Source organism: Methylogaea oryzae, from assembly GCF_019669985.1.
In the GTDB taxonomy this organism is placed as follows: Bacteria; Pseudomonadota; Gammaproteobacteria; order Methylococcales; family Methylococcaceae; genus Methylogaea; species Methylogaea oryzae.
This window is the reverse complement of sequence record NZ_AP019782.1, coordinates 604,474-617,454: the sequence shown is the minus strand read 5'-3', so window position 1 is coordinate 617,454 and position 12,981 is coordinate 604,474. Positions and strand designations below refer to the sequence as shown.

Here is a 12,981-nt window from a genome sequence, read left to right as displayed (position 1 = left end):
ACCAAGGTTCCATCATGAACGACAAACTGACCGTTGCACTGGTGCAACAAGCCTGCGGCGCAAGCAGGGAAGAAAACCTGGCGGAATCGATCGCGGCCGTGCGCGAAGCCAAAGCGCAGGGCGCCGACTTGGTGCTGCTGCCCGAATTGCACCTGGGGCCGTATTTCTGCCAAATAGAAAGCACCGATTTTTTCGACTTGGCCGAACCCATCCCCGGCCCCGCCTGCGAAACGCTCGGCGGGTTGGCCAAGGAACTGAAGCTGGTCATCGTCGGCTCGCTGTTTGAAAAGCGAGCGCCAGGCCTGTACCACAACACCGCCGTCGTATTCGACCGGGACGGCGGCCTGGCGGGCAAATACCGCAAAATGCACATTCCGGACGATCCGGGTTTTTACGAAAAATTTTATTTTACGCCGGGAGACTTGGGCTTCAGCCCCATTCAAACCTCGCTAGGCAAACTGGGTATCCTGGTGTGCTGGGACCAGTGGTATCCGGAAGCCGCACGCCTGATGACGCTGGCCGGCGCGGAGCTGCTGCTCTACCCCACCGCCATCGGCTGGAACCCGGACGACGACGCGGCAGAGCAACAACGCCAGCTCGACGCATGGATCACGATCCAACGCGCTCACGCCGTCGCCAACGGCTTGCCGGTGCTGTCCTGCAACCGCATCGGCCATGAGCCGGATCCCAGCGGCCACAGCAACGGCATTCGGTTTTGGGGCAATAGCTTTGTCGCGGGTCCGCAAGGAGAACTGCTCTGCAGCGCCGGAGCGGAAGAACGCAAGTTATTGCTGGTGGAAATCGATCGAGCCCGCACCGAGTCGGTACGGCGTATCTGGCCTTATCTCAGGGACCGCCGCATCGATGCCTACGAAGGCCTGGTGAAACGCTATCTGGACTAAGCGCTGCCGCCGCCTTGACGGCGCGGCGCGAAAGCGACGGACAAAAAAATGCCGGGGAATCCCCGGCATTTTTTTCGGTATAGGGCCAGCGCAATCGTTCGTTCGGCCTACCCTATTGTCCGGTGCCCTGCGCTTTGCGCAGAGAGCCGGGATAAACAGGAAGCGGCGCCGAACCGGCCGAGCCCTTATTTCTCTTTAGATGGCGAATTCATCGATACTGCGGCCGCTGTTGAGCAGGTCGCGCAGCCACACCGGCTTCATGCCGCGGCCCGTCCAGGTTTGCGACGGGTTGGACGGATTACGGTACTTCGCGGCAACCTTACCCGTACGGGTGGCGCGGCTCGGCTTATCGCCTTCGGAAATTTCAACGGTCACTCCGACGGAAGCCGCCAGCCGACGAATTTCGGCGAATACTTCTTTGCGACGGCTCTGTTGCTTGTCACGCAAGGCGCGATGAGCATTCTCAATCACTTCTTGCAATTGCGTTTCGGAAAGCACGTTCAGATTTTGTTCCATAATCAACACCTTTTCAAAATGGGTCAGTTCGTCCACCGCGCATGATTATATATTAGCGATGCGCTAAGACAAGCCTTCCCCGGAATAATACCCCCGCCATACGAAGAAACGCAAGCCTATATCTCCCAGCCGCGCCGCGGCACTACCGGCCGCGTCAAGCGAACAATCGGCGGTAATTTTCGCTGCTTTGCCGCGCCACGTCCTCGGTGGAAACACCTCTCAATTCGGCAAGAAACTCCGCCACACGCCGCACGTAAGCCGGATAGTTAGGTTTCCCTCGATGGGGGGTTGGCGCCAGATACGGGGAGTCCGTTTCTATTAAATAACGATCCGCCGGAACTTTGCGCGCGGCCTCCTGAATTTGCCCGGCGCTGGCGAACGTAACAATGCCGGAAAACGAAATATTAAAATTGAGATCCAAGGCACGCCGCGCCGTATCCCAATCCTCCGTAAAGCAGTGCAATACGCCGCCCACTTCGCCGGCGCCCTCCTCCTCGAGAATACGCAGCGTATCTTCCCGCGCCTCTCGGGTATGAATGATGAGCGGCTTGCCAACACTGCGCGCCACGCGAATATGGCGGCGAAAACGTTCTTGCTGCCAGGAAAGTTCCCCTTCGCTGCGGAAATAATCCAGCCCGGTTTCCCCTACCGCGACCACCCGGGAATCTTCCGTCAAAGCTTTTAACTGCTCCTCGCTGGGCTCAACGCCGGAAGTTTCGTTAGGATGCACCCCCACCGATACGGAAATCCCGTCGTAGGGTGCGACTAATTGCCGCATGGCGGGGTAAGACTCCAGGTTAATGGCCACACACAACATGTGGCTTACCCCTGACTCATGGGTTTCCCGCACAAAGCGGCCGAAATCGCCGCCATAAGGTTTCAAATCCAGGCGATCCAAATGGCAGTGGGAGTCGATAAGCATGGGAGACAATGTTACTTGTTATGAAAAGAATGAAAAATGTCGCGTTTTTACCGATTGGAATTAGCCGCGACAAAGTACCGGATTACGTTATCCGACCGCACGCGGCCGAAAGGCCGCCAAGGCGGCGGCAAGCCGGAAAAACCGCGCGTCACTCCGTCAGCCGTCGCCAGGCGATCAATACTTCTTCCAGCAACAGCTGGCGATTGAGCTGGGCGTTGACGGCCAGTTGGCGCCTGCAACGCAGCAGCGTCTCCACCAGCAAGGCCAGACCGTCCGGATGCGCGCGCTGCGCGACCGCTTGGAGTTGCGCGGCCCGGTCGCTGTTGACCAAAAGGCGCAACGGCGCCGATTGCGTCAATTTGAGCGCGTCGCAAGCCCAGGAGTACAACCAGTCGATCAGCACCTCCAACGGCACGTTGGCCAGCTTCTCCGCCGCCTGCACCGGCTCGGCCCTACCTTGAACGAACGCCGGCCATAAATCGAACAAGCGCGCGCGCTGCTCCAACATGCCGGAGCCCGCCAAGTCCAACGCCTTCAAAGGTGCGTCGCAGGCGGCGGCCAAGGCGGCTTGCGCCGCAATGGAGGGCTGTTGCGCTTGCAGCCATGCCAGCGCCGTCTCGCGGGGCGGCGGCGCCACCGGCAAGCGCTGGCAGCGGCTGGCCAGGGTGGGCGGCAACAGGCTGGGCATGGCGCTGACCAGCAGCATCAAGGTGCGTTCCGGCGGCTCTTCCAGGGTTTTCAACAGCGCGTTGGCGGCGGCGGCGTTCATGGCGTGGGCGGGGTCGAACAAAACCACCCGATGGCCGCTGTATTGCGGCTTCAGGGACAGCTTGTCGATCAGCGCCCTGACCGTATCGATGCCGATCGCTTTGCCCGGTTCGGCCGGCTGGGCCAGCAGATAGTCCGGATGGGTTTCCGCCGCCAGCAAGCGGCAACCGGCACATTCGCCGCAGGCGGCGTCCCCCGGCTGTTGACACAATAAATACGCGGCGAAGGATTCCGCCAAGCGGCGCTTGCCCAACCCCTGGCGGCCCGTCAACAACACGGCGTGGGGCAATCGCCGCTCGTGGTGATAGCCCAGCAAGCGCCGCCAAGGCTCGGCCAGCCAGGGATAGGGCGCACCCGTGGCGGTCAAAGCTTGCTCAACCATTGCTCCAGCACGGCCGCGATGGCCTGCTGCACTTCAGTCAGGGGACGCGAGGCGTCCAGCACCTTGATGCGTTGCGGCTCGCGCTGGGCGCGCTGCAAATAAGCCTGCCGCACCCGTCCGTAAAACCGCTCGGTCTCCGTATCGAAACGGTCCGCGTCGCCGCGTCCGTTGGCCCGCGCCTTGCCCAACTCCGGCGGCGTATCGAGCAACAAGGTCAGGTCGGGCCTTATCCCCTCCTGCAGCCAATTTTCCAAATAAGCGATACGGTCGACGTCCAAGCCGCGGCCGCCGCCTTGATAGGCGTAGCTGGCATCGGTAAAACGGTCGCACAGCACCCAGGCGCCCCGCGCCAGGGCCGGTTGAATCACTTGGCGCAGGTGCTGCACCCGGGCGGCGAACACCAACAGCAACTCCGCCTCGGGCGCCAGGGAGTCCTGTTGCAAAAACAGGCGGCGGATTTCCTCGCCCACCGGCGTGCCGCCCGGTTCGCGAGTGCTCACCACCTCCGCCCCCGTGCGAGCCGCCAGCCAATCCCGCACAAACGCCAGATTGACCGATTTGCCAGCGCCCTCCCCACCCTCCAGCGTAATGAAACGTCCCGGCGTCACGGATGGGGCTCCCGATGCAGTTGATATTGCTCGACAGCCTTTTGATGCGCTTCCAGGCTGTCGGAAAAAACGTGGCTGCCGTCGCCCTTGGCGACGAAATACAGGCTGCTACCCGGTTCCGGGTGCAACACCGCGTGGATAGCGTCCCGCCCCGGCGTGGCAATGGGGGTGGGGGGCAAGCCAGCGCGCGTATAGGTATTGTAGGGCGTGTCCCGCTCCAAATCGGCGCGGCGGATGTTGCCGTCGAATTGCTCGCCCAGGCCGTAAATCACGGTAGGATCGGTTTGCAGGCGCATGGCCTTTTGCAGGCGGCGCACAAACACCCCGGCGATGCGGGGACGTTCGGCCGGCACGGCGGTCTCTTTTTCCACGATAGAGGCCAAAATCAACGCTTGGTAAGGCTCAGCGAGCGGCAACCCCGCTTCCCGTTTGTCCCACTCCTCCTTAAGCAGCGCCTGCATCTTACCGTAGGCTTGCCGCAACAGGCCCGTTTCCGAGGAGCCCTTGGGGAAGTAATAGGTATCGGGGTAAAAACGGCCCTCCGGCTGTTCGCCGGCCACGCCCAAAGCCGCCATCAGGCCGGCGGCGTCGGTGAAATCGTGATTCAGCGCGGCTTGGCCTTTGAGCACCTCGAGGTGCTGGCGGAACGTGCGCCCCTCGATCAAAGCCACGGCGTGCTGGCGCACTTTGCCCGAGGCGAACAAATCCATCACTTTCTCGGCGGTCATGTCGGGGCGAATCTCGTATTCGCCGTATTTCAGCCGCGGTGCCACGCCCCGCCAGCGCGCGGCCACGGCGAACCATAGGGCGGACTCCACGATGCCCTCGTCCCGCAAGCGGGCCGAGATATCCTGCAAGCCCTCTCCCTTGGCGATCTCGAAATAACGCACCTCGTTCAGCGGCAACGGCCCGTATATGGCGTCCTGATAATCCATCCATAGCCAACCGCCCAACATGCTGGCGATCAATACAATGATACCGACTAAGCGATGCATGTTTGCCTGCCTTTAAACTTCCGCTGCCTCGCGGGAAATGTCGCCCGTAACACGATGGAATGAAGCCTAGTCCGCTACGGCTGCGCCGCAAGGAACTCCTGAACGGCGCCGGCCTTAGCCTGCTCCACCGCCTCGGCCAAGCGGCGGGTCAGCGAACCCACCGGCCACGCCCTGTCGTCCAGGCGCCGCACCGGCCAAATGCCGATCAGGCTATTGGTCACGAACACCTCGTCCGCCTCCCGCAGCCGGGACAAGCGGCAACGCCCTTCCCGTACCGCGATCCCCATCCGCCCCGCCAACTCCGCAACCAATTCCCGCATGACGCCGGCCACGCCGCAGCGATTCAGCCTCGGCGTCTCCAGGCGGCCGTCCCGGACCATGAAGACATTGGACATCACCCCTTCCGTGACCCATCCCTGAGCGTCCAACAACAGCCCTTCGGCGATTTCCGCATCGGACCACTCGCTGCGCGCCAGCACCTGTTCCAAACGATTCATGTGCTTGATGCCGGCCAAGGCCGGATTATTGCCCAGGCGCATGCGGCATACCCGCACAACCACGCCGGACGCCGCCCACTCGCTAGGGTAGACCGGCCTGGGATAAAAACCGAGGATGCGGGACGCCTGGGGAACGTCCGGGCAACGATAACCGCGGCCGCCCGCACCGCGCGTCACAATGATTTTGAGGACCCCGTCGCGGCCGGCCTCAGCCAAGGAACGGGCCTCGGAAACCACTTGGTCGGCGCAATCGTAGGGAATCTGCAAACGCGCGCAATCGCGCGACAGGCGGGCTTGGTGCCGCGCCAGGAACAAAGGGGCGCCATCGCGCACCTCGAGCGTGGTGAAACAACCGTCGCCGTATTGGAAGCCGCGGTCGGCCACCGGAACGGAAAGGCCTTCCCGGCCGTTGACCAGCATCATAACGGCTGCGCCCCTTGCAACGAATACGGCCTCGACGGGACTGCCCCGGCGAGGCCGCAACGCGCCATTAGGCGCGCTTGAAGATCAGCGTGCCGTTGGTGCCGCCGAAACCGAAGGAATTGGACATGACCACCTCCAGCTTCATTTCGCGCGCGGTATGGGGAACGTAATCCAAGTCGCACTCGGGATCCGGATTGTCCAGGTTGATGGTGGGCGGCGCAACCTGGTCGCGCAGCGCCAGCAACGAGAAAATCGCTTCCAACCCGCCGGCCGCGCCCAGCATATGACCGGTCATGGACTTGGTGGAGCTCATGGCCAACCGATAGGCGTGCTCGCCGAACACCGACTTGACCGCCTGGGTCTCGGCGATATCGCCGGCCGGGGTAGAAGTGCCGTGAGCGTTGATGTAGTCCACCTGAGCGGGGTCCAGCCCGGCGTCGCGCAGCGCGTTGCGCATGCAGCGTCCCGCGCCTTCGCCGCTGGCCGGCGGCTGGGTCATGTGGTACGCATCGCCGCTCATGCCGTAGCCGATGACTTCACCGTAAATGGTGGCGCCGCGCTTCTTGGCATGTTCGTATTCCTCCAGCACCACCACGCCCGAGCCGTCGCTCAAGACGAAACCGTCGCGGTCCTTGTCCCACGGACGGCTGGCATGCACCGGATCGTCGTTGCGGCGGGACAAGGCCTTGGCCGAGGCGAAACCGCCCAGCGCCGTCGGGGAGCTGGCCATTTCCGCACCGCCCGCCACCATCACGTCGGCATCGCCGTACTGGATGATGCGATAGGCTTCGCCGATACAGTGGGTGCCGGTGGCACAAGCCGTCACCACAGCGAAATTCGGTCCCTTCAGCCCATATTTGATGGACAGGTTGCCGGAAATCATGTTGATGATATTGGCGGGAACGAAGAACGGCGAAATTTTACGCGGGCCGCCGGCGAGAAAGCCGTCGTGGCCGTGCTCGATGCCGGTGATGCCGCCGATGCCCGAACCGATGGCGACCCCAACGCGCTCGGCGTTGGCCTCGGTCACTTCCAGACCGCAATCCTCGAAAGCCTGGCTGCCGGCAGCCATGCCGTAATGGATGAACACATCCATCTTCTTGAGGTCTTTGGGCGGAATATAAAGGGAGGCGTCGAAATTTTTGACGCTGCCGCCAAACCGGGTGGTAAATTCCGACACATCGAAATGTTCGATGGGACCGATACCGCTTACCCCGTTCAGCACGTTGCGCCACGCTTCGGGTACGCTCACGCCCACCGGAGAAACCGCGCCGAGTCCTGTCACGACGACACGTCTCTTGCTCATGGCTGGTTCCTTAAATTTTAGACGTAGAAAATCACTGCCGGGCTATGCGCCCGGCAGTCGCATGATGCGTTACGGAATTGGATTAGGTGTGGCTCGTAACGTAATCGATGGCTTGCTGGACGGTGGTGATCTTTTCGGCGTCCTCGTCGGGGATTTCGCATTCGAATTCTTCTTCCAGCGCCATCACCAATTCCACCGTGTCCAGGGAGTCAGCGCCCAGATCGTCGACGAAAGAGGCCTCATTGGAGATTTCCTCTTTCACGCCGAGTTGCTCGGCTACGATCTTCTTAACACGTTCAGCAACGTCACTCATTATCTATCCTCGGTTTTATGGTTCTAACGCATTTGGCTGTGCGCGGGCACTATTCTATAGAAAGTCCGCAGCCTGTTACAAAACATTTTACGCATCCCGCGCACCTGCTCATTCCATTAAAATTCAATAACTTACTAAAAGCGCCTTTTTACGGCATATACATCCCGCCGTTGACGTGCAAGGTCTCTCCGGTGATGTAGGACGCCCCCTCGGAACAGAGGAACGCCACGGCATGGGCCACCTCTTCGACGTTGCCCAGCCGCCCCAAAGCGATGTTAGCCAACAACGCTTGACGATGGGCCTCGGGCAGTTCGCGCGTCATGTCGGTGTCGATAAACCCAGGCGCCACCGTGTTGACGGTCACGTTGCGGCTGCCGATTTCCTTCGCCAAGGACTTGGTAAAACCGATCAGGCCGGCTTTGGCGGCGGCATAATTGGTTTGGCCGGCGTTGCCGGTAGCCCCCACCACGGAGCCGATATTGACGATGCGCCCCCAGCGTTCCTTGCTCATGGCGCGCATACAAGCCTTGCTCATGCGGAAAATCGACGTGAGGTTGGTTTGGATCACCGCGTCCCAGTCATCATCCTTCATGCGCATCAACAGCGTGTCGCGGGTAATGCCGGCGTTGTTCACCAGGATGGCCGGATCGCCGTATTGCTCGCCCACCGCTTTCAGCAACACCGCGATGGACTCCGCATCGGACACGTCCAACACCATCCCTTGGCCTTTATAGCCTTGAGAGAGCAGCGCTTCGCTAATCGCTGCGGCGCCCGCCTCGCTGGTGGCGGTGCCGATCACCGTGTGGCCGGCTTCCGCCAGCTTCATCGCGATGGCGCGGCCGATACCGCGGCTGGCGCCGGTTACTAAAGCGATACGCGAAGTCATTTCACCATCTCCAAAGCTGCTGCCAACGAATCGGCGTCAAAAATACAATGGCTGCGGGCATCGCCGGCGATGCGCTTGTTGAGGCCGGTGAGCACTTTGCCCGGACCACACTCCATGAACAACGACACGCCCTGTTCATGCATGAATTTCACCGACTCCACCCAGCGCACCGGGCTGGACAACTGCCGCGCCAACACATTGCGGATCACGTCGGGCGCGGCATGCGTGCCGACGTCGGCGTTGTGCACCACGGGAATGGCCGGCGCCTGAATCGGCGTTTGCGCCAACAACTCCAACAACTTGTCCGCCGCCCCGGCCATTAACGGGCAATGGGACGGCACGCTGACGGGCAAAGGCAAGGCGCGCTTGGCGCCCGCGGCCTTGGCCGCCTCCACCGCCTGCGCCACCGCGGCGGCGTCGCCGGCGATCACAACCTGCCCCGGCGCGTTGAAGTTGGCGGGCGATACGCGACCGCCCGCAGCGGAAATCTCTCCGCAAACCGCCACCACTTGGGCGTCGTCCAAGCCCAGAATGGCCGCCATGCCGCCTTCGCCGGCCGGCACCGCTTCTTGCATCAACCGAGCCCTTTCCCGCACCAGCTTGACGGCGTCCTCGAACGCCAAAGCGCCGGCGCACACCAACGCGGTGTATTCGCCCAAGCTATGGCCGGCCATCCAGCCCGGCAACGCGCCGCCTTGCTTGCGCCACACCCGATAGGCGGCCACGCCGGCCGCCAGCATGGCCGGCTGGGTATTCACGGTGAGGTTGAGCTGGTCCTCGGGGCCTGCGCCGACCAGCTTCCACAAATCGAAGCCCAATACGGCGGAGGCCTGGGCGAAAGTCTCCTCAACCTCGGGGTGGGCCGCCGCCAAACCGGCCAACATGCCGACCGCCTGCGATCCCTGCCCTGGAAATACCACGGCTAGAAAGTTGTGCTGTTGTTCCATCGTTGCTCGTTTCGTTTCGTGCGCCCCTCCAAGCGAGGGGCCGGGGTAGGAAAATCGTCGCCTGCCGGACTCAGTAGCGCACCAGGGCGGAGCCCCAGGCAAACCCCCCGCCAAAAGCCTCCATCAGCACGCGCTGGCCGCGCTCGATGCGTCCGTCGCGCACAGCCTCGTTGAAAGCCAGCGGAATGGAGGCCGACGAGGTGTTGCCTTGCGTTTCCACCGTGACAACCACGCGCTCCATGGACATCTTCAGTTTTTTGGCCGTGGCGCTGATGATGCGGATGTTGGCCTGGTGCGGCACGAGCCAGTCGATATCGGATTTTTCCAATCCGTTCGCCGCCAGGGTTTCGTCAACGATCTGGCCCAAGGTGTTGACCGCCACTTTAAAGACCTCGTTGCCGGCCATTTGAATGTGAGGCACGCTGCTTCCGTTCAATTTGCCGCCGATGGGGCTGGGCAGATACAGCAAGTCCTGGAACTGCCCGTCGGAATGAATATGGGTGCTCATCACGCCGGGCTCCTTGGACGCCTCCAGCACCATGGCGCCGGCTCCGTCGCCGAACAGGATGCAGGTGCCGCGGTCGGACCAATCCACCACGCGGGAATTGACTTCGCTACCCACGACCAGCACCCGCTGAGCACCGCCGGCCCGGATGTACTGGTCGGCGATACTCAGCGCGTAAACAAAACCGGAACAAGCCGCCTGCACATCGAACGCGGCGCACTGACGCACGCCCAAGCGGTGTTGCAGCAGGCAAGCGGTGCTGGGAAAAATCCGGTCGGGCGAACTGGTCGCCACGATGATCAAATCCAGGGATTCCGGCTCCAGCCCCGCCGCCGTCAGCGCTTCGCGGGCGGCGTGTTCGCCCATGCTGGACGCGGTTTCGTCGATGGCGGCGATACGGCGCTGGCGAATACCGGTGCGCTCCTGGATCCACTCGTCGGAAGTGTCCACGCCGCTGTCGGCGATCTGTTGATTGGTCAACACCCGCTCCGGCAGATAGCCCCCGGTGCCGGCGATACGGGCGTAGAGGCTCATGCGCTCTTCCTTTTGGATTCGTCGCCCTGCGAATCGGCGAAAATCGATTCGATACGCTGGCCAATCAACATCGGCACACCTTTTTCGACCTCGATTACCGCCATGCGTATGGCGTTGGCAAGCGCCACCCTGTCGGCATTACCGTGGCTTTTCACCACGATGCCGCGCAGGCCGACAAAACTGGCGCCGTTGTATTGGCGCGGATCAAAGCGCTTCTTGAATGCGGACAACACCGGCATAGCCGCCAGCCCAGCCAGCTTGGTGAACAGATTGCGGCCGAAGGATTGCTTCAAGGCTTCGCCGATCATTTTGGCCAAGCCCTCGCTGGTCTTCAGGCTGATGTTGCCGACGAAACCGTCGGCAACAACGATATCCACCTCTTCCAGATAAATATCGTCGCCCTCCACATAGCCGATGAAATTCAGGTAGGAATCCTCCAGCAACTTGTAGGCCTGCTTGACCTGCTCGTTGCCCTTGATTTCCTCTTCACCGATGTTCAACAGCCCAACCCGCGGCCGGTCCAGGTTTTCCAGCGCCCGCACCAATTCGTAGCCCATCACCGCGAATTGGTATAGGTTTTCCGCGGTGCAATCCACGTTGGCGCCCAGGTCCAGCATGTGGGTGTGCCCGTGCCGCGAAGGCACGGCGGAGATAATCGCCGGCCGATCGATGCCGGGAAGGGTCTTCAGCACGAAACGGGCGAGCGCCATCAACGCGCCGGTATTGCCGGCGCTGACGCAGGCATCCGCCACGCCGTCGCGGACCAGGTTGAGGGCCACGCGCATGGACGAATCTTTTTTGTTGCGCAGCACTTTGGCCGGGGAATCGTCCATTTCCACGCGCTCCGAAGCGTGGTGGATGGACAAACGCCCGGCAAAGCGTCCGTCGGCGGGCAAGCGTTTTTTCAATTCGCTTTCATCGCCGACCAGGATCACACTCAGGTCGGGATTTCGTTCCAAGCTATCCAGCGCCGCCGGCACGGTCACGTCGGGACCGTGGTCGCCACCCATGGCGTCCAGCGCAATCGTCGGCTTCTTAGTCAAGACCGGCCTTCTCGGTAGGGATACGTAGAGACTGCATCAAGGCTAAAACGAGCGTTTATTCTTCCGCCGTTTCGCCCTTGGCGACGATCACCTTGCGGCCGCGATAGTATCCGTCCGGGCTGACATGGTGACGCAGGTGGGTTTCACCGGTGGTCGGCTCGATGGAAATCGCGGCGCCGGTCAGCGCATCGTGGGCACGACGCATGTCGCGCTTGGAACGGGATTTGCGGTTCTGGGGGACTGCCATGGTTTTCTCCTAGTAACTGTAAGTGTCAAACTTTCTTCAACGCGGCCAAAACGCCGAACGGATTTTTGCGGCCGGGCTCCTCGAGGGATTCCGGCTCGGCATGGGCCCCGCAGCGGGAATGCTGCGGAATGATCGGCAGAGCCAATAGCAGCTCGTCTTCGACGATATCCAGCAACCGAACCTGCGGGTCATCGCCGATCAATAGCGGTTCATGGGTTTCCGGCAACAGATTCGCCTCTTCCAGCGTCGCCACCACACCCAACTTGACCGGGCTGTCCACCCGCCAAGCCAACGGGCCTAAACAGCACTGGCATTGCAAGGTTAAGTCCGCCGAAACGCGGCCTTCGATGGTCGGCACACGGCCTTCCCGCCGGAAATGAAGCTCGATTTCGACCTCGCCCACCGGCTCCATCACCGCCTCGACCAACCGCGGCATCTGAGCAACGGCGGCGGTTCCCCGCATATCCGCCTGCTTTTTGACCAGGCCCAGCGGGTCAATGAAATCGGGCAATCGCTCGGTCATAATCGTAAAATGATACGTGGAAACGTGAAAACCTGTCAAAAACGCGCGCAAATCGCCCAGCCATTCATGCCGAAATCCAACGCCCATCCCCCCTTGATCTTGGCCTCCAGCTCCCCCTATCGGCGCCTGCTGCTGGAAAAACTCGGCCTGCCTTTCCATTGCGCCTCGCCGGACGTCAATGAAAGCCGGCTGCCGGGAGAAGCCCCCGAAACGCTGGCGCGGCGGCTGGCGGAAAGCAAAGCGCGGGCGCTGGCGGCGGATTTTCCCGACCACTTGGTCATAGGCTCGGACCAAGTGGCCACAGTCGACGAACGGGTGCTGGGCAAGCCCGGCGGACGCGAGGCCGCCATTGAACAATTGCAGCTGGCCGCCGGCAAAGCGGTCAGTTTCCATACCGGGCTTTATGTGTGGAACTCAAGGGAACAACGCGGATTGGGCGACCTGGACACGACCACCGTGCATTTTCGCCCCCTCACCCGGCGCCAAATCGAAGCCTATGTGGAGCGCGAAGCCCCTTACGACTGCGCCGGCGGATTTAAGTCGGAAAGCCTGGGCATTGTACTATTCGAACGCATCGAAGGCGACGACCCCAACGCGCTGGTAGGGCTGCCCCTGATCCGATTGGTAACGCTTTTGCAGCGATTCGGCGTCGCTGTGCTCTAGC

16 protein-coding genes are annotated in these 12,981 nt (G+C 61.8%); 2 read left to right on the top strand and 14 right to left on the bottom strand.

Annotated features, from left to right (window positions below):
- Positions 1-14: 14 nt before the first annotated feature.
- On the top strand, positions 15-902 hold the full coding sequence (locus K5607_RS03110) for a carbon-nitrogen hydrolase (protein WP_054773322.1): 888 nt from the start codon (positions 15-17) through the stop codon (positions 900-902).
- Positions 903-1,097: 195 nt separating this feature from the next.
- Here K5607_RS03110 and K5607_RS03105 read toward each other — a convergent pair whose 3' ends face one another.
- The 14 genes from K5607_RS03105 to K5607_RS03040 all read right to left on the bottom strand — a co-directional run bounded on the left by K5607_RS03105 (position 1,098) and on the right by K5607_RS03040 (position 12,317).
- Positions 1,098-1,454: an H-NS histone family protein gene (locus K5607_RS03105; protein WP_343222962.1), complete on the bottom strand. Its 357-nt coding sequence runs from the start codon at positions 1,452-1,454 to the stop codon at positions 1,098-1,100.
- A 118-nt stretch (positions 1,455-1,572) separates the two neighbouring features.
- The gene (locus tag K5607_RS03100) at positions 1,573-2,340 is read right to left on the bottom strand and encodes a TatD family hydrolase (protein ID WP_221048161.1); all 768 of its coding nucleotides are present in this window, start codon (positions 2,338-2,340) and stop codon (positions 1,573-1,575) included.
- 148 nt (positions 2,341-2,488) lie between these two features.
- Positions 2,489-3,490 carry a DNA polymerase III subunit delta' gene (locus tag K5607_RS03095; protein WP_221048160.1) on the bottom strand — a complete coding sequence of 334 codons (1,002 nt, stop codon included), beginning with the start codon at positions 3,488-3,490 and terminating at the stop codon, positions 2,489-2,491.
- Positions 3,472-4,098, bottom strand: coding sequence for a dTMP kinase (gene tmk, locus K5607_RS03090; protein ID WP_054773938.1), 627 nt, complete (start codon positions 4,096-4,098; stop codon positions 3,472-3,474). The genes K5607_RS03095 and tmk overlap by 19 nt, the downstream gene beginning before the upstream one ends.
- Positions 4,095-5,093 carry an endolytic transglycosylase MltG gene (mltG, locus tag K5607_RS03085; protein ID WP_221048159.1) on the bottom strand — a complete coding sequence of 333 codons (999 nt, stop codon included), beginning with the start codon at positions 5,091-5,093 and terminating at the stop codon, positions 4,095-4,097. Before mltG ends, tmk begins: the two co-directional genes overlap by 4 nt.
- 74 nt (positions 5,094-5,167) lie before the next feature.
- The gene (gene pabC, locus K5607_RS03080; protein ID WP_221048158.1) at positions 5,168-6,013 is read right to left on the bottom strand and encodes an aminodeoxychorismate lyase; all 846 of its coding nucleotides are present in this window, start codon (positions 6,011-6,013) and stop codon (positions 5,168-5,170) included.
- Positions 6,014-6,080: 67 nt separating this feature from the next.
- Positions 6,081-7,319, bottom strand: coding sequence for a beta-ketoacyl-ACP synthase II (gene fabF, locus K5607_RS03075; protein ID WP_221048157.1), 1,239 nt, complete (start codon positions 7,317-7,319; stop codon positions 6,081-6,083).
- An 82-nt stretch (positions 7,320-7,401) separates the two neighbouring features.
- Positions 7,402-7,632: an acyl carrier protein gene (gene acpP / locus K5607_RS03070; protein WP_054773941.1), complete on the bottom strand. Its 231-nt coding sequence runs from the start codon at positions 7,630-7,632 to the stop codon at positions 7,402-7,404.
- Positions 7,633-7,780: 148 nt separating this feature from the next.
- Positions 7,781-8,518, bottom strand: a complete 738-nt coding sequence (gene fabG / locus K5607_RS03065) for a 3-oxoacyl-ACP reductase FabG (RefSeq protein ID WP_221048156.1) — start codon at positions 8,516-8,518, stop codon at positions 7,781-7,783.
- A complete protein-coding gene (gene fabD, locus K5607_RS03060; RefSeq protein WP_221048155.1) occupies positions 8,515-9,465 on the bottom strand; it encodes an ACP S-malonyltransferase in 951 nt (316 codons plus the stop codon). Before fabD ends, fabG begins: the two co-directional genes overlap by 4 nt.
- Before the next feature lie 70 nt (positions 9,466-9,535).
- A complete protein-coding gene (locus K5607_RS03055) occupies positions 9,536-10,504 on the bottom strand; it encodes a beta-ketoacyl-ACP synthase III (protein WP_221048154.1) in 969 nt (322 codons plus the stop codon).
- The gene (plsX, locus tag K5607_RS03050) at positions 10,501-11,547 is read right to left on the bottom strand and encodes a phosphate acyltransferase PlsX (protein WP_082411326.1); all 1,047 of its coding nucleotides are present in this window, start codon (positions 11,545-11,547) and stop codon (positions 10,501-10,503) included. The genes K5607_RS03055 and plsX overlap by 4 nt, the downstream gene beginning before the upstream one ends.
- Positions 11,548-11,602: 55 nt before the next feature.
- Positions 11,603-11,794, bottom strand: coding sequence for a 50S ribosomal protein L32 (rpmF, locus tag K5607_RS03045; protein WP_054772701.1), 192 nt, complete (start codon positions 11,792-11,794; stop codon positions 11,603-11,605).
- Between the two features lie 25 nt (positions 11,795-11,819).
- On the bottom strand, positions 11,820-12,317 hold the full coding sequence (locus K5607_RS03040) for a YceD family protein (RefSeq protein ID WP_054772700.1): 498 nt from the start codon (positions 12,315-12,317) through the stop codon (positions 11,820-11,822).
- Between the two features lie 24 nt (positions 12,318-12,341).
- Here K5607_RS03040 and K5607_RS03035 point away from each other — a divergent pair, with 24 nt between their 5' ends.
- Positions 12,342-12,980, top strand: a complete 639-nt coding sequence (locus K5607_RS03035) for a Maf family protein (protein WP_246598940.1) — start codon at positions 12,342-12,344, stop codon at positions 12,978-12,980.
- Position 12,981 lies beyond the last annotated feature (1 nt).